The sequence below is a fragment of the Alteriqipengyuania flavescens genome, from assembly GCF_030406725.1.
Taxonomy (GTDB): Bacteria; Pseudomonadota; Alphaproteobacteria; order Sphingomonadales; family Sphingomonadaceae; genus Alteriqipengyuania_B; species Alteriqipengyuania_B flavescens.
The window spans coordinates 15,365-34,146 of sequence record NZ_CP129107.1; the positions used below are offsets into that span (position 1 = coordinate 15,365).

Below are 18,782 nucleotides of genomic sequence, written 5' to 3' on the forward strand. Positions count from 1 at the left end.
CCGCCCGCCGGTGGCCCGACTGGGTCGGTACGCCGTCCGTCGTCGTCCCGACTATCCCGTGTCCCGCCACCGCGCCTGTCCCGCTCGACCTCGGTGAGACCTTGCTACCACCGGCGCGCCTCTGGAACGCACTGCGGTGGCACGAAAGCCCGGTGTCGCTGAAGACCCTGTTTGCCGACGCGCAGGTTCACCACGCCATCTTCCACGAGCTCCTCGACCAATGGTCGGCGCAGGGCTGGCTCGTGACTTACTCCACACCCTTGAGGATCCGGATGACCGATGAAGCCCGGGCGCGCAGCGCGCCGCCCGCAACACTCCGCCGCGTCGAGAACCGGCGCCTCAATTCGATGCGAGCGAGGATGTGGTCCGCGATGCGCGTCCTTCGCGCCTTTGACCTGCCCACGCTCTGCTTCGCGGCCGAGGTGAGCCAGGGCAACGCCCGCACTTTCCTGCGCGACCTCGTCAGGGTGGGCTACGCCACTGAAATAGGAAGCGGCATGCGGGCAGGGTGGAAGCTGGCGAAAGACACCGGCCCTACGCACCCGATCATCCGCACGATCCCGAACCGCGCCGTCAAGGGCCTCCTCCTGGTCGAACTCCGCGACCGCAACACCGGCACGCAGACTTCGGTCCGCGTGCGCGCCACGCGCTCGTCCAGAAAGACCGCGGGTGCGCCTTCAAGGCGGGCTTCGGATGGGGGGGTAGGTTAACCATGTCTGTTAAGGTTAATGCCTCGCTAACCAATCTCGCGAAGGCGCAGGACGCCTGGGGTGCGGCGATGCCCGAGTGGGTCGCCATCATGGCCAAGGCCTGCGATGCCTCCAATCAGCGCGAGGTTGCCCGCCAGCTCGAGAAGTCGGGTGGTTATGTCAGCCGGATCATCAACTGCAGCTACGGCGGCAGCTACGACGAGGCGCGGCAGCTTGTCATGGGCCGGTTAGGCGACGGGACGGTGCGCTGCCCGGTCTGGGGCGACGACATCCGCCTCACCGCCTGCATCGCTTATCGCCGCGCCAAGACGCCGCCGGGCAACCATGCCGAGCGGCTCTACGCCCGCGCCTGCCCGACCTGCCCGAACAACACCGACCGCGAAGGCGCAGTCTCGTGAGCAGCGCGCAGCACACCCGGCGCGATTACGCCGCGCTGATCGGGCAGCGCGGTTACGTCGTGCTCTTCCACCGCGCGGGTGAGAACCACTGCCCGAGCTGCGGCAAGTCAAACTGGATCATCGGCCGCACCAGCGCGGAGTGCGCTTTCTGCGATCTTGCGATCCCGCTCGCCGAACCGGTCGGTCCCGAAATCCACCTCGACCCAGAAACCGAAAGGAAAGCGTGATGGCACGCGAAAGAAGAAAAGCCGCTGCGCAATCTGCGCCTCAGACGATCGAGGAAGCGACCGCGCTCGCGGCCCGCTACGTTGACCTGCTGGACGCGATCGAACTGGAGCGGGTCGAGGCCCAGTCCGCGATCGACGAGGTTCTGGCAGCGCGCGACGCCGTGATCGCCCCGCGCGAAGAGGAACTCAAGGACATCTTCCGCCAGCTCCGGCCGTGGTGGACTGCCAATCGCGAGGATCTGACCGATGGCAAGCGCAAGTCGATCGAGCTCGCCGGTGCCCAGCTCGGCGATCGCACCACCACGCCGCGCCTCGCTGCGCCGAAGGGCATGACCCAGGGCGACCTCACCGATCTGCTGGTCGAGCGCGGCCTGCGCGATCTCGTCCGCACCCGCCACGCGATCGACAAGCCGGCCTGCCTCAAGGTGATCCGCTGGCTCGACCGCGAGGAGCCCGATCCCGCTGCCACCGCGCCCGAGCGCTTCCAGGACGCGATGATGCGCGCCCTGGGCGAACAGCTCGTCGCGATCGGCACCACTGTCACCCAGCGCGAGGAATTCTTCATCGATCGCGCCGGCGACCGCAACCAGGACCCCGAAATCGTCCCCGTCGAAGGAGAAGCCGAATGAAAAACCACCAACCGAAGGACAGCGAGTTGATTGCCGTCCGCGCCGAGAATGTGAAGGCGCTGCCGGCACGGCTCTGCGACAGTTTCGCGCCGCCGCTCGACACCGCGCCGCTCCACCCGGACGGTCGTCAGATGGCGGTTCTGGTTGCACGGATCGATGCACCGGCAGGGCCGATCGTGGCGTTGAGCTTCGTCCTCGGCGATCGCCAGACGACCCTCACACTGAATTGCGGCGAGCTCGACAGCTTCTGCCACGCTCTGGCCGACGCCACGCTCTGGCAGAACGAAAAGCTGCGCCAGAAGGCCGGCGGGGCGGTCCACTGATGGACCGTCTCGTCAAGGCCGCCACTCTCCCGCACCTCGGCGCGCGCGTCATCGATCGCGCCACCGGGATCGAGGGCACGCTCGTCGCCACCACCCGCTGGCTCGATCGTTCGGATGAAGGCGCGATCCTTCGCCCCGGCGTCGATGCCGATGGCCACCCATGGCCGGTCCACTGGGTGCCCGCTGCCCGGATCGTGGCCGAACTCGAAGGAGCTTCATCGTGACGCCCCAGCAGAAGCGCACGCTCGATTACGTGCGCGCCTATCATGCCGAGCACGGCCGCGCCCCGACGATGCAGGAAATCGCCGATGCCACCGGCGTCAAGGCGAAAAGCCAGGTCAGCAGGCAGCTCAACACGCTCGCCGAATACGGTTTCCTGCGCCGGACCAACCATTTCTCCGGGAAATACGTGCCGGCCGAAGTCCCGGCCGTCGACCTGGCCCACGTCCCGACCGAAACGCTGCGCGCCGAACTCGACCGCAGGCAGACGGAGAGCGCGCGATGATTGCCGCTCTCGCCTCCGCCTTCTTTGTGGTCGCTGGCGCCGCCTCGATCGCCGTGATCGTCACGAGCCTGCGGCGCGCTCTTGCCGTCGCCGCCGATCTTCGCGCCGCGCTGGAGGACCTGACATGGGCAAGTTGAAGAAGATCAGCGAAGACCAGGTCCGCGAACTCGCCGAGCTGCGCGAGCAAGGTTGGTCATACCAGCGCCTGGCCGATCGGTTTGGCCTGTCTCCTGCCGGCGTCCATTACCACTGCCTCAAGGAAGGTGCGCTGTCGCCTGGGCAGCTGTGTGGCCGACCGACCGGCTCGACCAATGGCCGGTCGTTCGGTGGAAAGGGCTTCAACGGACCCGTGCGTTACTTTTCGAAGCAGGAGGATCGCGAACTGGTCCGCCGGCGTGAGGATGGCCAGTCGATCAGTCGAATTGCCCGAGAGATGGATCGAGCCAAGACCTCGGTCCGCGTCCGTCTCCTTACCATCGCGCGCGAGCAGGCCATTCGGGAAGAACGCGTGGCGGAGGCGGCGTCGTGAGGGCCGCTTCGCCTTCTGAATGCGCAGGTGCAATCGGCGCTGCCGCACTCGCCGTCATGGCCAGCCCTGCGCAGCGCCGCGCCTGGCTCGCCGGCTACACCGGCCGGTCTTGCCCGCGCCACGCCTCGCGCGATGGCCGCGATTTCTTCCTCAAGGGTCGGCAGGCCCGCACGCTCCTCGACCAACTCCGTTCTCACCAGGAAACCCGCTGACATGCTCAAGATCATCGCCGATTTTCCCCACGCCGGCAGCGAGGCATTCCTGCGTCCCGACGGCCGCAAAGTGCGTATCGTGCAGCACCTCGCCGACGGGCGTTGCATCGTCGGCGAGGTGCCCGATAGCCCGAAAGCGCGCGACGCCAGCGACAATTTCCGCGTCGATTTCACCGCCCTGGCCGCAACGAAGGACATCGCGTGCGATCCATCGACAGATCCGCGTCCACGCCGCATCCAGCTCAAACGGACCAAGGGCTTCGGTCTGCCCGATAACACCCGCAACGTGGCCCGGCCGACTGCCTGGGGCAACCCGTGGCGTCCGTCCGATTACATCGACGCGGGCTATCAGGCAGGTCAGCACGAAGCCCGGCGCACCTGTGTCGAGATTTACCGCGCCTGGCTCACCGGAACTTCGCACTGGGCGCTGACAGGGTGGACGATTGCTCCGCCCGACCTTTCGGCCCTGCGCGGTCTCAACCTCGCCTGCTGGTGCAAGCTCTGCAGCCGCCACGCCCTGGGCAAGCCGCGCGGTGTCGATTGTCCCGACTGCGAACCCTGCCACGCCGATGTCTTGCTGGAACTGGCCAATGAGTAAGCAGCCGAAGCGCCGCTCCGCGCCCGCCGATGCGCGCACGCGCAAGATGCGCGCCGTTCTCGCCGCGTGCCGTCGACTCGGCATCGATGGGGACGCTCGCAAGGACCTGCAGCTGGAAGTGATCGGCGTCGCCTCAATGGCGCATATGTCGGACGGTCAGCTCGGCCGCCTGCTCGATCATCTCAACAGGGACTGGAAGCGCGGCAACCAGGACCGCCCGCACATCGGCAAGATCAAGGCGCTCTGGTGGAGCCTCTACTGGCTCGGCGCTGTTGGCGATCCGGGTGACCGCGCGATCTCCGCCTTTGTGCAGCGCCAGACCGGCATATCCGCCCTGCGTTTTCTCGACCACACTCGCGCCCATTCGGTCATCGAGGCGCTGAAAGATTGGCTTGCGCGCGAAGGAGTCGTCTGGCCAGAGAGCCTCCGTGGCGGTGATGGACGCGCAGAGCGCTTCGCAGTCATCGATGCCATCGCCGGCCGCTTTTCCGATCCTGCCGTGACTTTTCAGGCCACCCGTCGGGGGCTCGGCCTGCCGGATGCGCGCGCCCTCTGGTCCGAACGCGAACTCGATGATCTCATTCGCCAGCTCGGCAAGCAGCTTCGAGCCGCGAGCCAATGACCACCGCGCGCCGCCCCGAATTGACCCTGGCCGATCTGCCGATCCCGCGCACTGCGAAGGTGACCCGCAAATGGCCTGCGCAGATGGTCGAGATGGCCGATCACATCGGCGCGTTCCACACGCTCCACTTGATTGCGGCCTTTGGCGGGCAGCAGATGCGCATCCCGCTCGATCCCGATCGCAGCCCGTTCCGCGATGTTCTCGACCCGCAGCGCGTCGATCTCATGGCCCGGATCTACGGTGGTAACGAGCTGGAATTGCCTGTGGGGCGCGCCGCGCTCGACGAGGCGCGCCGCGCGCCCGTGCTTGCGTCTGTCCGTGCGGGCGATATGACTGTGCGCGAGGCCGCACGGATCCTCGGCACTGCGCGCACCTACGTTTCGCAGCTGGTCAATCGCACTGCAGAGGCAGAAGGTGCCGCGCCGCTGCCAAGCCGCCGCGTCGACAAGCGTCAGCTCGACATGTTCCCCGACCGGGCTTGAATTGCAGGTCGCCGCGGTGAGGCGACTTACCCCGCCATCGACCGCATGGAACCCTTAGCGATAGCGCGTTGCAACACACGTTAATCGTCGGGGGTCCGATGCACTTTCACAGCCGATCGCAGGAGGCCCCATGAACCTCCTCGATATCATCCGAACCTGGTGGCCGATCGCCGCTTTCGTCACACCGTTCATCCTCGCCGGGGGCTTCGCCTGGCTGAAGAACCAGTTTCCGACCAAGCTCGACCTCGAGAAGCTCCGCACCGAGGGTGAGAAGGAGTTGGAGAAGCTGCGCATCACGAGCGCGCGCGAGATCGCCGAACTGTCGGTCCTGGCTCGAACCACGGCTGATGCGCAGATCGCCGATCGCGGCAAGATCGACATGCTCATGGCCGATGTCGCGCGCCGTCCCAGCAAGGTCGACCTCAGCAAGGATATCGGCAAGTTGGCCGAGCGCGTCGGTCGTCTCGAAAGCTCGATCGCCAGCGTGAGCGATCAGCTGCGCACCAACAACGGCTACCTCCACACTCTCATCGACAAGCATATCTCGTGAGCGTGCCCGAAATCATCCGGCCCAACATCCGCAGGGCCATCCTCGATTTGCTCAACGATACCGGCGGCCAGCTCAATGACGACGTCATCGCGCGTCTGCTGGCGAGCCTCGGTCACCGTGTCGCGCGCCGCGACATCCGCGAGGAACTCGCCTGGCTGAAAGAAAAGGAGCTCGTCAAAACCGAGGAGGTCGGCCCGTTCCTCGTGGGCGAGATCACGCCTGACGGCATCGACTGTTCGGATGGCAATCTTCGCATCGAGGGCGTTCTCCGGCACCGGACGGGGCGCTGAACGATGGGCGGCCGTTCTTCCATCGACCAGCTCCCTCGCGCGCTGCGCGATGCCGTGCATGCCGCGATCGCCGACGGTCTCACCATCACCGAGATCCGCGACATGCTGGAGGAGGAGGGTGCTGACGTATCGCGCTCGGCGGTTGGGCGCTACACCAAGCAGTATAGCGAGGTTGCCGCGCGCACTCGCGACATGACCGGCGTCGCCCGCGCTTTCGCCACCGAATTCGGCGATGCCGAAAGCCCGCAGGTCAAGCTGATCGTCCAGCTCTTCACCAGCTTGCTGACCCAGGCCATCATGCCGATGGCCAGCGGAGAGAGCGGCGAGATCGACGCGCGCGAGGTCCATTTTCTCGCCCGCGCGTTCAAGGATTTCACCAGCGCCAGCAAGACCGATACCGATCGCTCCGCCAAGGAACGCGAAGAGGATCGCAAGCGCGCGCGGCAGGAAGCTGCCGAGAATGCCGAGAAGGCGGCGCGCGGCAGCGGGGCCAGCCCCGATACGATCGCGGCGATCCGCAAAAGCATTCTGGGGATCGACTGATGGAGCCGGTCCGCCGTGTTGTCGGCCGCGTGGAAAGTGGTCCTGGCGATTTGCCGCGCCTCGCAGCATTTGCGGCCGTCGAGGCGCGCGAGCTCGGTTTCGAAGTTGGCAGGATTTCGGTCAGCCGGTCTGCCTCGTTCAGCCAGTCCCGCTATTTCACCGCGGTCGATGTCCGCGGCAATGGCTGGAACATTCGCGTGGCCGACCACCACCGGCCGTTCTCGTCGAGCTACCAGACCCCCCATTTCGACCTAGTTTCGCTCGATGGTCGCTCGGGCCTGTGCGCCCTGCGCGAATTCCTCCTGGAAATCGTTGCGGGGGAACGGGAATGGTTCGACCTGTCGCCGACCGGCCGCCGTCCTGCGCGCAAGCGGCGCTGTAATCCCAAGCGGTGGAAGGGTGGGTGGATATGAGCAGCGGCGCACCGGCGGTCCTGCTTCCCTATCAGAGGGAAGCGATCCTGCTGTCCGACCAACACGATCTGCTCGTGATCGAGAAGTCGCGCCGGACCGGGATCACCTACGGGTTCGCGGCGGACGCGGTTCTCACCGCTGCCGAACGGGGCCGCGGCGGGCAGAACGTCTTCTATATCGCCTACAATCTCGACATGACCCGCGAATTCATCGACTACTGCGGCAGCTTCACCAAGGCCTTCGACAAGGCGGCCTCTGCCCCCAGTGAGTTTCTCTACGATGACGGGTCGGAGGAAGGCATCAAGGCATTCCGGATCGATTTCCCTTCGGGCTACTCGGTCGTTGCCCTGTCCTCCAAACCCCGCTCGCTGCGCGGCAAGCAAGGCAAGGTCATCATCGACGAGGCTGCCTTCCACGACCAGCTCGCCGAACTGCTCAAGGCCGCTCTCGCGCTGTTGATGTGGGGCGGCAAGGTCGTCCTGATCTCGACCCACGACGGGGCCGACAATCCGTTCAACGAGCTGATCGAGGAAATCCGCGCCGGAAAGCGCAGTGGATATGTCCAGCGCGTCACTCTCCGCCGCGCGCTCGAGGAAGGTCTCTACCGCCGCATTTGCCTCGTGACGGGGAAAGAATGGACGGCGGAGGCGGAGCGCGAATGGGAAGCCGATCTGCGCCGGAAATATGGCGCGGCCGCAGAAGAAGAGCTCGACGTGGTCCCGGCGCGCGGTAGCGGCGTCTACATCGCCCGCGCGACGATCCAGGCGGCCATGAGCGCCGACCTTCCAGTGATCCGGCTGACCTGTCCCGACGGGTTCGAGCGTGAGCACGAGGCATATCGCACCGATTGGGTCCGCGAATTCCTCGAAGAAGAGGTCGCCCCCTGGCTCGCCGACTTCGATCGACGCCGCCATTCCTTCTTCGGCCAGGACTTCGCCCGGTCGGGTGACGTCTCGCCGGCCGTCTTCGGTCAGTACGACGATCTCGGTCGCCTCATCGCCAGGGTCACGCTTGAGATGCGCAATGTTCCGTTCCGAGAGCAGGAGTTCGCGCTCAACTGGATCCTGAAGCGCCTGCCGCTTTTTGCTGCGGGAAAGGTCGACGCGCGAGGCAATGGCTCCGCACTCGCCGAGGCTCTCCAACAGGACTGGGGGTTCGACCGTATCGAAGCGGTCCAGACCAGCGAGAAGACCTATCTCGCGTTCATGCCCAAACTTCGTGCCTCGATCGAGGATCGCACCATGCTGATCCCGCTCGACGACGGGACGATGGACGATCTGCGCATGGTCAAGCTTGTGCGCGGCGTCCCCAAGATCCCCGACCGCTCCGTCGTTTCGAAGGCCGATGGGGCGAAGGGACAGCGTCACGGCGATAACGCGATTGCACTGATGCACTTCCGTGCCGCAGCCGACGAGGATTTTGCACCTTTCGATTTTCGTTCTGCAGGCGGTCGCTCGATCGTCGGGCGCGCCAGCGCCGGCGCTTCGTCGGAGCGCGGCTTCGGCACCGTTGGCTCGCGCGCAACCATGAGAGGATATTGAAATGGCCGTGCCGGCAAACCGCAGGCAGATGGGAGAACTGGGGCAGCGCATCGCCACCACTGGCAATGGCCGCGATATCACCCGGCCGTTCGTGCAGGGGTTGCAGCAACCGCGCGATCCGCGTCTCCTTCGGGCGGTTGATTGGGGTGTCTACGATCGCATCCTCGAAGATGACCAAGTCTTCTCCACGCTGCAGCAGCGGCGCGGTGCAGTCGTCAGCCGGGACTGGAACGTGGTTCCAGGCAACGAAGACGATCCACGTTCGGTCGCCGCAGCCGACGCCTTGCGCGAGAACCTCCTGCGGATCGGATGGGATCGCATAACAGACAAGATGCTCTTCGCACCCTTCTACGGCTACGCTGTCGCGGAACTGCTTTGGGCTCCCATGAACGGTCGGATCGAGTTCGAGAACATCCACGTCCGTCATGCGCGCCGGTTCCGCTTCAACGACAGCGGCGAGCTTCGCCTGATCACCCGCGACAACATGACCCGCGGCGAGGCGCTGCCCGACCGCAAGTTCTGGGTGGTCGCCGCTGGAGGCTCGGACGACGACGAACTTTATGGTCGCGGCCTGGCCGAATGGCTCTACTGGCCCGCGCTGTTCAAGCGCAACGGCGTTCGGTTCTGGAACAACTTCACAGATCGCTATTCGACGCCGACCGCGCTGGGCAAATATCGTGCCGGAACTTCCGATGCCGAGATCGACAAGCTGCTCGCCGCGCTTCAGGCCTTCGCCACCGACAGCGGGATCGCGGTTCCCGACGGCATGGCGATCGAGCTGATGCACGTCGCGCAGGGCGGATCGATCACCAATTTCGAGACACTCTGCCGCTACATGGATGCTGCTATCAGCAAGGTCGTTCTCTCGCAGACCATGACCACCGACGACGGCGCATCGCTTAGCCAGGCGCAGGTCCATGCCGGCGTGAAGCTGGAGGTCGTAAAGTCCGATGCAGACCTGCTGTCGGACGGTTTCAACGCGGGGCCGGCGCGCTGGTTCACCGATCTCAATTTCGGCACCGATGTCGCCTCGCCCCGCGTCATGCGCGATATCGAAGAAGAGCTCGACACCAAGCACCAGGCCGAAACCGACGCCGTTCTCGCACAGATCGGTTGGGTGCGGACCGAGGAAAGCTTCCGCGACACCTATGGCGATGGCTATCAGCGCACGACAGATGCGGTCGCAGATATTGGCGCCTCCGCACCGCGGAACGTGAACCTTGAGCAGGACGAGCAGCCTGGGCAGGCATCGCTTGCCGAAGCGGTTGGACCCGACGTTCCTCCGATCGATAGCAGCCGCGAAGATCTACCGGGCTACGTCGCCAGTCGCGTTCTGGCGGCTACCGACGAACAGATCGCTGCCTATGCGGCCGAAGGCTTGCTATCCGCTCTCGCCACCGCGGGAGACAGCGATGATCTCGATGACATCCTCGCATTCCGCATGCATCGCGACACCCGTGACGATCCCCTCTACCAGGCGCTCCACCGGGCGAGCTTCGCCATGCGCCTCGACATCGACACGGGCGGGGAGCCGATCGCATGAGCCGCCCCGATATCCGCCTCACCATGTTCCTGCCGCCCGACGACACCTTGCGCGTTTGGCAGCTGCGCGACGCACTCCGGCCCAGCGTGCGCTGGCACGAGATGATGCACGAGGATCATGCATCCGCGTTCACCGTGGCCAAGATCACCCAGCTCGACCTGCTGCGCGAGGTTCGCGAGAGCCTCGACCGGGCGATCAGCGAAGGGCGCACGTTCGAGGCTTGGCGTGACGATATCCTGCCCGAGTTGAAGAAGGCAGGCTGGTGGGGGCTGGTGGCGGACGAGAAGCTGACCGGCACTTCCGATCCGATCGTCGTCAATCGCCGCCGCCTCGAGACGATTTTCAACACCAACATGCGCATGTCGGCGGCAGCCGCGGCATGGGTCAAGATCCAGCGTGAGAAGGAGCGCTTCCCTTATCTGCGGTATCTGTCCGACCATTGGCGCAAGGATCCGCGCAAGGATCACCAAAGCTGGCACGGCACGATCCTGCCCGTCGACGACCCGTGGTGGCAGACCCATTTCCCGCCGAACGGATGGGGCTGCAAGTGCCATTACGAGCAGGTCAGCGAAGAGCGTATGCGGGATCGTGGCTGGACTGTCTCGCCCCGACCTGTCGATGGTCAGCCGCGGCAGTTCCGCGCGGCCGGACGCGCCGAGCCTGTCGCGGTCCCGCAGGGTATCCATCCTGGCTTCGGGTACAATCCCGGCACAGCACACCTCCGTGCGCTCTCCCAGAAGACGTCCGCTTCGCTTATGAATGCCGAGGCGGCCGGCCTGGACGAGGTCGCCCGTCGGGCGCTCGCCGATATCGTCGCCGATCCCGCTTTCGAACAGTTCGTCGCATTGCCCGATGCAGACTTCCCTTTGGCAATGCGCCAACGCCTCGACGGGGACAGCGAGCGCCAGACGCTGCTCGTAGTGCTGTCGCCCGATGCCATCTCCACGCCCGAGGGAACTGCGAATTGGACCGCCGGCGATCTGCGTCGTCTGTCCCGCATCATCGAGAACCCCGAACGCACCCGGATCGATGACAGCGGCCGCCTCGTCATCCAGGGCACCGGTGACGATGGCGCCTATTACGAAGCCATTCTCGACATCGCATCCGCAGGCCCCGCGCGCCTGCTTTCGGTTGCTCTGATCGAGGCCCTCGGCTTCGCCGAACCGAAGGGCCGGATCGGTCGGTTCGTGGATCGGTTTTTGGGACGCAATTGAGGCGCTGATGCAACGCGGTTTCAGCGGCTATTTCCTGTTCCCACTTCTCGAGATGCCAAACGGTGAAGTGGGAACGGATTGCCGAACCTCTAAGCCGCAGAATTGCGACCTTTTTGAGAAGTGGGAACGGCAACAGGCGAGAAGTGGGAACGCGGCCCGTTTCAGCGTCCCACTTCTCGCTTGGTTTATGAGAGAAGTGGGACGGCGTTTTTGCCTCTCAACCCCGCAGGATTGCACGGTTTTTGGGGAAGTGGGACGTGCGACCTGCAAGAAGTGGGATGACGCACGGATTTCTGCGGGTTTGCGGCCCGTTTTCGCCGCTTAAGTGGGAACGAACTGGGATGCCCGCCTATGCCGGCGCACAGAGGCCTTTTCTAGCTCTAACCCGCAGGCAACCGCCATTTTCATCCCATTTTGTCCCGCTCAATGCCACAAAATCCCGCCCCGCCGTCCCCCCGTATTTTCTGTCGTCTCACAGCCAATGCTGATCCGCCAGATCGAGAAATTCCTGCGAGAACACGAAATGCCGCCGACCAAATTCGGCCGGCTTGCCGCGCACGACCCGCGCTTCGTGCTCGATCTCAGGATGGGACGCGAACCGCGCCAGCACACCGCCGCGCGGATCGAAGGCTTCATGACCGGTTACCGGGAGGCTGCCAATGTCCGCTGAGACCGCCCCGCCCCAACCCGCCCGCCGCCGCATCCGCCGCAGCCCGGGCGACCGCCTGCGCGATGCCGTAATCGCCTTGGCCGGCAAGGACGCCGTACTGGCGCGCCATATCGAGAAAAGCTGGGCCAGCATCACCTTTGCCGGCACCCGCCACACGCTGGAAATCGTCTATTCGGGCGACGGGATCGCGGCGGGCGAGCGGTTCATTGCGGACCTGCCGGATCACGAATTCGCGCTGGCCGGCCAGCTGGTGGCCGATGCCGTCATCGTGAGCGCGGATCATGCACTGTTGCCGGAGCCGCGCCTGTCGGTGACCTGCGAACTGCTCTTGCTGGAAGAAGGCTAGTAACCCAGAGCCGGATCGAACCGGGGCTCGACCGGCTTCCCCTTCTCCCACCGCGCCAGGTTTTCGATGAACCTGTCGGCGCTGCGCATGAACATTTTCGACTGTGCGCGGCCCGACAGGTGCATCGTGAGCAGCGTGTTATCCAGCGCCCAGAGCGGGTGATCTTGCGGCAGTGGTTCGGGCGTGGTCACGTCCAGCAGCGCGCCGCCGATGGATTTCGCCTCCAGCGCCGCGACCAGCGCCGGCTGGTCGACCACGCTGCCGCGGGCGATGTTCACCAGCACCGCGTCGGACTTCATGGCCTCTAGCTCGTCCGCGCCGACCATCCCGTCGGTCTCGGGCGTTGCGGGCACGGCCAGGATCACCCAGTCGAATTCGCCCAGCTTGCCGCGCCACTCATCCGGCCCCAGGGCGCCTTCAGCCCCTGACCGCCGCACCGGCACGACCTCCACATCGAACGCTTCCAGCCGCGCCTTGATGAGCTTGCCGATCGCGCCCATGCCCAGCAGCAGGGCGCGGCTGCCGGCAAGTTCGATCTTGCCGGGGCTATCGAGCAGCCATTCCTTGCGATCCTGCGCGCGCACCACCTCGCGATAGCCCTTGGCGTGGACCAGCATCAGCATCACGACATACTCGGCGATGGTGACGGCGTTGATCCCCGCGCCGTTGGTGACAATGGTGCCGCGCTCCTGCAGCAGGTCGAGCGGCAGGAAATCCAGCCCGGCGTAGATCGAGTTGAGCCAGCGCAATTCGTCCGCGCGTCGCACGGCTTCCGCCATCGGTTCGTGCTGCTGCAGGTCGAACCAGCCGATCTCCGCCTGCGGGGCAAGCTCCAGCAGCTGTTCGGTGGAGGCGAACCACAGCGGCTCCACCCAACCGGGCAGGCGCGGTTCGACCAGCGGGCGGATCATGGCGGACAGGACGGCCCTGGTCATGCGAGCTTCCACTCCCAGCCGAGTTGATCGCCGTCCATCACTTCGACGCCCTTGGCCGCAAGCTCGTCGCGGATGGCGTCAGAGGCGGCGAAGTCCTTTTCGGCGCGGGCGGCCTTGCGGCGCGCGAGCGCGTCCTCGATCTCGCTTTCTTCGATCGCGGCGGACGCGGGCCGGATGCGGAGATCGGCGCGGGAGACGGACAGCAGGTCGAGGCCGAGCACCGCGTCCATTGCAGCGATTGCTTCAAGCTTCTTTCCGACGTCGGCCTTTCGAGCGCCCAGAACCGCTTCCAAGGCATTCAAGCCAATTGAGGTGTTGAGGTCGGAGGATATTCCATCGTGAAACTGTTGGTGGAACGCACCGAGCAAACTCCCCCACTCGTCACCCTGAACTTGTTTCAGGGTCCATCCCTCTGTTTGCAAAGAAATTTCTGACGGCTCCATGGATGCTGAAACGGGTTCAGCATGACGGGACTTGAGGGTCTCCACCGCCATCACCATCCGCTTCAACCGCGTAAGCGCCGCCTCAAGCCCCTCCCACGAAAACTCCAGCTCGCTGCGGTAATGCGCCTGCAGGCACATGAGGCGATAGGCGAGCGGGTGATAGCCCTTGTCGACCAGCAATTGCAGCCGCAGGAACTCGCCCGCGCTCTTGCTCATCTTCCCGCTGCGCTCGACCAGGAAGTTGTTGTGCATCCAGATCTTCGCGCCGGAATTGCGCGCATCGTCGAGGCCATTCGTGCAGCAGTAGGCCTGGTTCTGCGCGATCTCGTTCGGGTGGTGGATCTCGCGGTGATCGATCCCGCCGGTGTGGATGTCGAACGGGAAGCCCAAAAGCGCTTCGCCCATGACCGAGCATTCGAGGTGCCAGCCCGGCGCGCCGCGGCCCCACGGGCTGTCCCATTCCATCTGCCGGGTCTCGCCCGCAGGGGTCTTGCGCCAGATGGCGAAGTCTGCGGCGTTGCGCTTGCCCTCGACCGTGTCGATCCGGCCCTCCCCGTCGTCGGTCACGGCGCGCGCCAGACGCCCGTAGTCCTCCACGGTGGAGACGTCGAAATAGAGCCCGCTGTCGAGCTCGTAGCAATGCTTCTCCGCAATCCGCTGCCCCCAGGCGATCATAGCCTCGACATATTCGGTGGCGCGCGGGTGCTGCTTCGTCTGCACGTTCAGCCGCGCAAGGTCGCGCTCGAAATCCTGCTGGTAGAATTTGGCGATCTCCCACGCGCTCTTGTTCTCGCGCGCGGCCATGCGCTCCATCTTGTCCTCGCCCTCGTCCGCGTCGGAGGTCAGGTGGCCAACATCGGTGATGTTGATCACGTGGGTGAGCTTGTAGCCCTTCCACTGCAGCACCCGCCCCAGCGTGTCGGCGAACACATAGGCGCGCATGTTGCCGATGTGCTGGTAGTTGTAGACCGTCGGCCCGCAGGAATAGACGCGCGCCTCGCCCGGGTGGACGGGCTCGAAGGTCTCGAGGCTGCGGGTGAGCGAGTTGAAAAGCTGAAGGTCGGTCATCGCAGGCGGCTTTGAAAGCCCGCGCGCCGATGGTCAATCCCAGCCGAGGAAGCGGATGTGCTCGTCCAGCGGCACGCGTTCGCGCTCGAAATTGTTCACCGGCGCATCGGGGTCGCGATAACCGATTGCCATGCCGCAGAAGAACATGGTGCGTTCGTGGTCGAGGCCGAGGTGGTCGCGGATGACGTTCGCGTAGTAGGCCATGAATTCCTGGAAGCAGGAATCGAGCCCTTCTTCCCGCAGCAGCAGCGCCACGGTCTGCAGCCACATGCCCGTATCCGACCATTGCGGCGCTTTCATCAGGCGCGGGAAATGGACGAACATCACGGCCGGCGCATCGAAGCTGGTAGCGTTGCGGGCCATCGCGTTCATGCGCGCCGCCTTGTCTTCCCGCTCGATGCCCAGCGCATCGAACATGCCGCGCGAAATGCCGTATAGGCGCTCCTTGTACTTCTCTTCCGCCTTAGGGGCGTCCCAGTCGTATTCGAGCTCCTGCGGAGGCGTGGTCCGCATCTTCGCCTGCAAGTCCCTCAGCGGCTGGCCGGTGAGGATCGAGGCCTCCCACGGCTGGTAATTGCACCCCGATGCCGCCCAACGCGCCTTGTCCATGACGCGCCGCAGCGTCTCGAGCTCGACCGGTTTATCGAGGAATTCGCGGATGGAGCGGCGGGAGGTGACGGCTTCGGTGACGTTCATGGCTACCCCTCAACCTCGAACAAATCCGCCAGCTGTTCGATGATCGTGCCGCCCAGCTGTTCGGCATCCATGATGGTGACCGCGCGGCGATAGTAGCGGGTGACGTCGTGGCCGATGCCGATGGCGACCAGCTGCACCGGCGACTGGCGTTCGATCCACTCGATCACCTTGCGCAGGTGCGCTTCGAGGTATCCGGCGTGGTTCACGCTGAGCGTGCTGTCGTCGACTGGCGCGCCGTCGGAGATCACCATCATGATGCGGCGGTCTTCGGGGCGGGCGAGCAGGCGGTTGTGCGCCCAGATCAGCGCCTCGCCGTCGATGTTTTCCTTGAGCAGCCCTTCGCGCATCATCAGGCCGAGATTGCGGCGCGCATGGCGCCACGGTTCGTCGGCCTTCTTGTAGACGATGTGGCGCAGGTCGTTCAGGCGCCCGGGCTTCTGCGGCTTTCCGTCGGCGAGCCATTTCTCGCGGCTCTGGCCGCCTTTCCACGCCTTGGTGGTGAAGCCGAGGATTTCCGTCTTCACTCCGCAGCGCTCCAGCGTGCGGGCGAGGATGTCCGCGCTGATCGCCGCGATGCTGATCGGGCGGCCGCGCATGGAGCCGGAATTGTCGATCAGCAGGGTGACGACCGTGTCCTTGAACTCGACGTCCCGTTCGATCTTGTAGCTGAGCGAGTGGCCGGGGCTGACGACCACGCGGGCAAGGCGTGCGGCATCCAGCAGGCCTTCCTCCTGGTCGAAATCCCAGCTGCGGTTCTGCTGCGCCATCAGGCGGCGCTGGAGCCGGTTGGCGAGGCGGGTGACGACGCTCTGCAAGCCCGCCAGCTGGCTGTCGAGATAGGCGCGCAGCCGGGTCAGTTCCTCGCTGTCGCAGAGTTCTTCCGCCTCGACGATCTCGTCGAAAGCCTCGGTGAAGACATTGTAATCGAGCGCCAGCAACTCGTCCGCGGGGTGGCGGTTGGGGCGCACGGGCATCATGCCCTCCTCGCCCTCGTCCTGCGGCTCGCCCTCGGGGCTTTCGGCGTTCTCGTCGAACTCGGGCTCGCCCTCCCCGTCGGCGTCGCCTTCCGCCATTTCGCCGGCGACTTCGCTCGACCGGTCCTGATCGGGATCGTCGGTCTGGTCGTCGCCCTGGTCCTCGTCGGGCTCGGCACCGTCCTGGTCCTCGCCATCCTCGTCGGTCGCGTCCTGCGCCTCGTCGGGGCGGGTGAGGTCGAGGTGGCGCAACAGGTCGAGGCTGAGCGACTGGAAGGCGGACTGGTCGTCCAGCGTCAGCGCCAGCCGCTCGAAATCGTCGCCGCTGCGGCTTTCGATGAATTCGCGCACGCTTTCGACCTCGGCACGCACGCGCCCGGGCACCGGCGCGCCGGTCAGCTTCTCGCGCAGCAGGAGGTGGAGCGCGGCGGGCAGCGGCACGTCCTCACCCTCGCCAAGCTTGGACAGCGGGCCGGTCGCGACTTCGCTTTCCAGCGCGGCGGTCAGGTTGTCGCGCGTGCCCGCCATGGCCCGCGCGCCCAGCGCCTCGTACCGCGCACGCTCGACCGCGTCATAGGCCGTGCGGGCCAGCGGCTCGGCCGGGGCGCCCTTCTCGTGCAGCGCCTCGTTATGGTGGCGCAGGCGCAGGGCGAAGCGATCGGACACGCCGCGCGCTTCGGCGGCTTGCCCTGCCGGCAGGTTTCGCGCGGGCATCGGCACGCGGAAATTGTTGCCGGACTGGACCGGGCTTTCAGCGGTCCACGCGACCTCCACCTCTTCCTCGCGCGCAATCGCCCGCGAGGCGCCGGTCAGGGCGCGTTTGAACCGGTCGAGAGGCGTTTCGTCGGACAAAGCTTCAAATGATCAGAGGATCGACTGGCCGGTGGCTTCCCAGTCCTTCAGGAAGCCTTCGATGCCCTTGTCCGTCAGGACGTGGTTGGCGAGGCCCATGATGACCTTCGGCGGCGCGGTGGCGACATCCGCGCCGATCTTCGCGCTTTCCAGGATGTGAGTCGCGTGGCGCACGCTGGCGACGAGGATTTCGGTCGAGAAAGCGTAATTGTCGTAAATGCGGCGGATGTCTGCGATCAGGTCCATGCCGTCGAAGCCGTTATCGTCGTGCCGGCCCACGAAGGGGGAGACGAAGGTCGCGCCGGCCTTGGCCGCCAGCAGCGCCTGGTTGGCGGAAAAGCACAGGGTGACGTTCACCATCGTACCGTCGCCGGTCAGCGCCTTGCAGGTCTTCAGCCCGTCGATCGTCAGCGGCACCTTGATGCAGACATTGTCCGCGATTGCGCGCAGCTTTTCCGCTTCCTTCATCATCGTCGGGTGGTCCAGCGCGACCACTTCGGCGCTGACCGGCCCGTCGGTCAGGCCGCAGATTTCCTTCGTCACTTCCATGAAATCCCGGCCCGATTTCGCAATCAGGCTGGGATTCGTGGTGACCCCGTCCAGCAGGCCGGTGGCGGCCAGTTCCTTGATGGCGTCGATCTCGGCAGTGTCGGCGAAGAATTTCATGTGCGGGCCAGCCTTTCTGCGTGTGGGGCGAATCTCGCCAAGCCAGTTAGCGAAGGCTGGCCCCTGCGGCTAGGGTCAGCACCTAGGGCGCGGGCGTTCAGTACCCCCCGCTGGCGCCGAGCACGGCGATGATGGCGGGATCGTTGCTGAGGCGCGGGTTGTCACGGATCAGCCCTTCCTCGATGCCCATCTGATTCCAGATCGCATCGTCCGCCTCGCGCGCGAAATTGCCCACCGTGCGTTCGATATCAACACCCGAGAGCGCGGAGAGAAGCTGGCCGACCACGGGTTCGCGGCTGATGCGCATGGCGTCGCCGATTTCCGGCACCATGACTTCGATCAGGGACTGGCCCATGTTGTTGCGCAGGAAGCCGGTGGCGGCGGTGCGCCCGCCGGTGACCAGAGCGATGGCGTTGCCGATGCCGATGGTGCGCACCGTATCGTAAACGACCGGCGCGGCGCGCTCCGCACCCTCGACCGCGATCATCGCGAATTCGCGCTCAAGCCGATCCTTCACGATGCCGCTGGTCAGGATCGACTGCAGCACGCCGCCGCGGTTGCCGAGCACGTTTGCAAGGCCGAGCTTGGCGATCTGCCCGTCGTACCAGCCGCCCGGCTCCGTCAGCGCGGCGAAGGTCCGCTCCGCGCTCAACAGCAGCAGGTTGCGGATGGCATCGATCGGGCCCCAGCCGAAGCCGCCCAGGGTGGAGCAGCCGGCAAGGCCCACGCTGGCGGTGCCGGCGGCAATGCCGCGCAGCATGGTGCGGCGGTCGAGAATGGTGGCGGTGGCCTGCGTCATAATC

Annotated in this window: 28 protein-coding genes; 22 read left to right on the plus strand and 6 right to left on the minus strand. The window is 65.5% G+C overall.

Annotated elements, in window-relative coordinates; translation table 11 throughout:
- The first annotated feature begins 152 nt into the window (after positions 1-152).
- The 22 genes from QQW98_RS00110 to QQW98_RS00215 all read left to right on the plus strand — a co-directional run bounded on the left by QQW98_RS00110 (position 153) and on the right by QQW98_RS00215 (position 12,345).
- A complete protein-coding gene (locus tag QQW98_RS00110) occupies positions 153-710 on the plus strand; it encodes a hypothetical protein (protein WP_290137066.1) in 558 nt (185 codons plus the stop codon).
- Between the two features lie 2 nt (positions 711-712).
- Positions 713-1,108, plus strand: coding sequence for a hypothetical protein (locus QQW98_RS00115; RefSeq protein ID WP_290135532.1), 396 nt, complete (start codon positions 713-715; stop codon positions 1,106-1,108).
- Positions 1,105-1,335, plus strand: a complete 231-nt coding sequence (locus QQW98_RS00120; RefSeq protein ID WP_290135533.1) for a hypothetical protein — start codon at positions 1,105-1,107, stop codon at positions 1,333-1,335. Before QQW98_RS00115 ends, QQW98_RS00120 begins: the two co-directional genes overlap by 4 nt.
- Positions 1,335-1,964 (plus strand): host-nuclease inhibitor Gam family protein, encoded by a 630-nt coding sequence (locus tag QQW98_RS00125; protein WP_290135534.1) that lies wholly within the window; start codon positions 1,335-1,337, stop codon positions 1,962-1,964. The genes QQW98_RS00120 and QQW98_RS00125 overlap by 1 nt, the downstream gene beginning before the upstream one ends.
- A complete protein-coding gene (locus tag QQW98_RS00130) occupies positions 1,961-2,287 on the plus strand; it encodes a hypothetical protein (protein WP_290135535.1) in 327 nt (108 codons plus the stop codon). Before QQW98_RS00125 ends, QQW98_RS00130 begins: the two co-directional genes overlap by 4 nt.
- Positions 2,287-2,511: a hypothetical protein gene (locus QQW98_RS00135; RefSeq protein WP_290135536.1), complete on the plus strand. Its 225-nt coding sequence runs from the start codon at positions 2,287-2,289 to the stop codon at positions 2,509-2,511. The genes QQW98_RS00130 and QQW98_RS00135 overlap by 1 nt, the downstream gene beginning before the upstream one ends.
- Positions 2,508-2,792 carry a LexA family protein gene (locus QQW98_RS00140; protein ID WP_290135537.1) on the plus strand — a complete coding sequence of 95 codons (285 nt, stop codon included), beginning with the start codon at positions 2,508-2,510 and terminating at the stop codon, positions 2,790-2,792. Before QQW98_RS00135 ends, QQW98_RS00140 begins: the two co-directional genes overlap by 4 nt.
- Entirely contained in the window at positions 2,789-2,929 is a 141-nt protein-coding gene (locus QQW98_RS00145) for a hypothetical protein (protein WP_290135538.1), read from the plus strand. Before QQW98_RS00140 ends, QQW98_RS00145 begins: the two co-directional genes overlap by 4 nt.
- Positions 2,917-3,321, plus strand: coding sequence for a helix-turn-helix domain-containing protein (locus QQW98_RS00150; RefSeq protein ID WP_290135539.1), 405 nt, complete (start codon positions 2,917-2,919; stop codon positions 3,319-3,321). Before QQW98_RS00145 ends, QQW98_RS00150 begins: the two co-directional genes overlap by 13 nt.
- A gap of 56 nt (positions 3,322-3,377) precedes the next feature.
- Positions 3,378-3,533 carry a hypothetical protein gene (locus QQW98_RS00155; protein WP_290135540.1) on the plus strand — a complete coding sequence of 52 codons (156 nt, stop codon included), beginning with the start codon at positions 3,378-3,380 and terminating at the stop codon, positions 3,531-3,533.
- 1 nt (position 3,534) lies between these two features.
- A complete protein-coding gene (locus QQW98_RS00160; RefSeq protein ID WP_290135541.1) occupies positions 3,535-4,131 on the plus strand; it encodes a DUF4326 domain-containing protein in 597 nt (198 codons plus the stop codon).
- Entirely contained in the window at positions 4,103-4,753 is a 651-nt protein-coding gene (locus QQW98_RS00165; protein ID WP_290137067.1) for a regulatory protein GemA, read from the plus strand. The genes QQW98_RS00160 and QQW98_RS00165 overlap by 29 nt, the downstream gene beginning before the upstream one ends.
- Positions 4,750-5,235, plus strand: coding sequence for a helix-turn-helix domain-containing protein (locus tag QQW98_RS00170; RefSeq protein ID WP_290135543.1), 486 nt, complete (start codon positions 4,750-4,752; stop codon positions 5,233-5,235). The genes QQW98_RS00165 and QQW98_RS00170 overlap by 4 nt, the downstream gene beginning before the upstream one ends.
- A gap of 130 nt (positions 5,236-5,365) precedes the next feature.
- Positions 5,366-5,785 carry a hypothetical protein gene (locus QQW98_RS00175; RefSeq protein WP_290135544.1) on the plus strand — a complete coding sequence of 140 codons (420 nt, stop codon included), beginning with the start codon at positions 5,366-5,368 and terminating at the stop codon, positions 5,783-5,785.
- Positions 5,782-6,075: a VpaChn25_0724 family phage protein gene (locus tag QQW98_RS00180; RefSeq protein ID WP_290135545.1), complete on the plus strand. Its 294-nt coding sequence runs from the start codon at positions 5,782-5,784 to the stop codon at positions 6,073-6,075. Before QQW98_RS00175 ends, QQW98_RS00180 begins: the two co-directional genes overlap by 4 nt.
- Before the next feature lie 3 nt (positions 6,076-6,078).
- Entirely contained in the window at positions 6,079-6,618 is a 540-nt protein-coding gene (locus QQW98_RS00185; RefSeq protein WP_290135546.1) for a phage protein Gp27 family protein, read from the plus strand.
- Positions 6,618-7,031, plus strand: coding sequence for a hypothetical protein (locus tag QQW98_RS00190; protein ID WP_290135547.1), 414 nt, complete (start codon positions 6,618-6,620; stop codon positions 7,029-7,031). The genes QQW98_RS00185 and QQW98_RS00190 overlap by 1 nt, the downstream gene beginning before the upstream one ends.
- A complete protein-coding gene (locus tag QQW98_RS00195) occupies positions 7,028-8,572 on the plus strand; it encodes a terminase large subunit domain-containing protein (RefSeq protein ID WP_290135548.1) in 1,545 nt (514 codons plus the stop codon). Before QQW98_RS00190 ends, QQW98_RS00195 begins: the two co-directional genes overlap by 4 nt.
- Before the next feature lies 1 nt (position 8,573).
- Positions 8,574-10,115, plus strand: coding sequence for a DUF935 domain-containing protein (locus tag QQW98_RS00200; RefSeq protein WP_290135549.1), 1,542 nt, complete (start codon positions 8,574-8,576; stop codon positions 10,113-10,115).
- Positions 10,112-11,329, plus strand: coding sequence for a phage head morphogenesis protein (locus tag QQW98_RS00205; protein WP_290135550.1), 1,218 nt, complete (start codon positions 10,112-10,114; stop codon positions 11,327-11,329). The genes QQW98_RS00200 and QQW98_RS00205 overlap by 4 nt, the downstream gene beginning before the upstream one ends.
- 481 nt (positions 11,330-11,810) lie before the next feature.
- Positions 11,811-11,999: a hypothetical protein gene (locus QQW98_RS00210; protein WP_290135551.1), complete on the plus strand. Its 189-nt coding sequence runs from the start codon at positions 11,811-11,813 to the stop codon at positions 11,997-11,999.
- Positions 11,989-12,345, plus strand: coding sequence for a hypothetical protein (locus tag QQW98_RS00215; protein WP_290135552.1), 357 nt, complete (start codon positions 11,989-11,991; stop codon positions 12,343-12,345). Before QQW98_RS00210 ends, QQW98_RS00215 begins: the two co-directional genes overlap by 11 nt.
- Here QQW98_RS00215 and QQW98_RS00220 read toward each other — a convergent pair.
- The 6 genes from QQW98_RS00220 to QQW98_RS00245 form a co-directional block, all read right to left on the minus strand.
- A complete protein-coding gene (locus tag QQW98_RS00220) occupies positions 12,342-13,280 on the minus strand; it encodes a D-2-hydroxyacid dehydrogenase (protein ID WP_290135553.1) in 939 nt (312 codons plus the stop codon). The genes QQW98_RS00215 and QQW98_RS00220 overlap by 4 nt on opposite strands.
- A complete protein-coding gene (cysS, locus tag QQW98_RS00225; protein ID WP_290135554.1) occupies positions 13,277-14,791 on the minus strand; it encodes a cysteine--tRNA ligase in 1,515 nt (504 codons plus the stop codon). Before cysS ends, QQW98_RS00220 begins: the two co-directional genes overlap by 4 nt.
- Before the next feature lie 33 nt (positions 14,792-14,824).
- A complete protein-coding gene (locus tag QQW98_RS00230) occupies positions 14,825-15,487 on the minus strand; it encodes a nitroreductase (RefSeq protein WP_290135555.1) in 663 nt (220 codons plus the stop codon).
- Positions 15,488-15,489: 2 nt separating this feature from the next.
- Positions 15,490-17,313 (minus strand): cobaltochelatase subunit CobT, encoded by a 1,824-nt coding sequence (cobT, locus tag QQW98_RS00235; RefSeq protein ID WP_290135556.1) that lies wholly within the window; start codon positions 17,311-17,313, stop codon positions 15,490-15,492.
- A 12-nt stretch (positions 17,314-17,325) separates the two neighbouring features.
- A complete protein-coding gene (gene fsa / locus QQW98_RS00240) occupies positions 17,326-17,979 on the minus strand; it encodes a fructose-6-phosphate aldolase (RefSeq protein WP_290135557.1) in 654 nt (217 codons plus the stop codon).
- A 97-nt stretch (positions 17,980-18,076) separates the two neighbouring features.
- Complete coding sequence (locus QQW98_RS00245) at positions 18,077-18,778, minus strand: DUF4197 family protein (RefSeq protein ID WP_290135558.1); 702 nt, start codon at positions 18,776-18,778, stop codon at positions 18,077-18,079.
- Positions 18,779-18,782 lie beyond the last annotated feature (4 nt).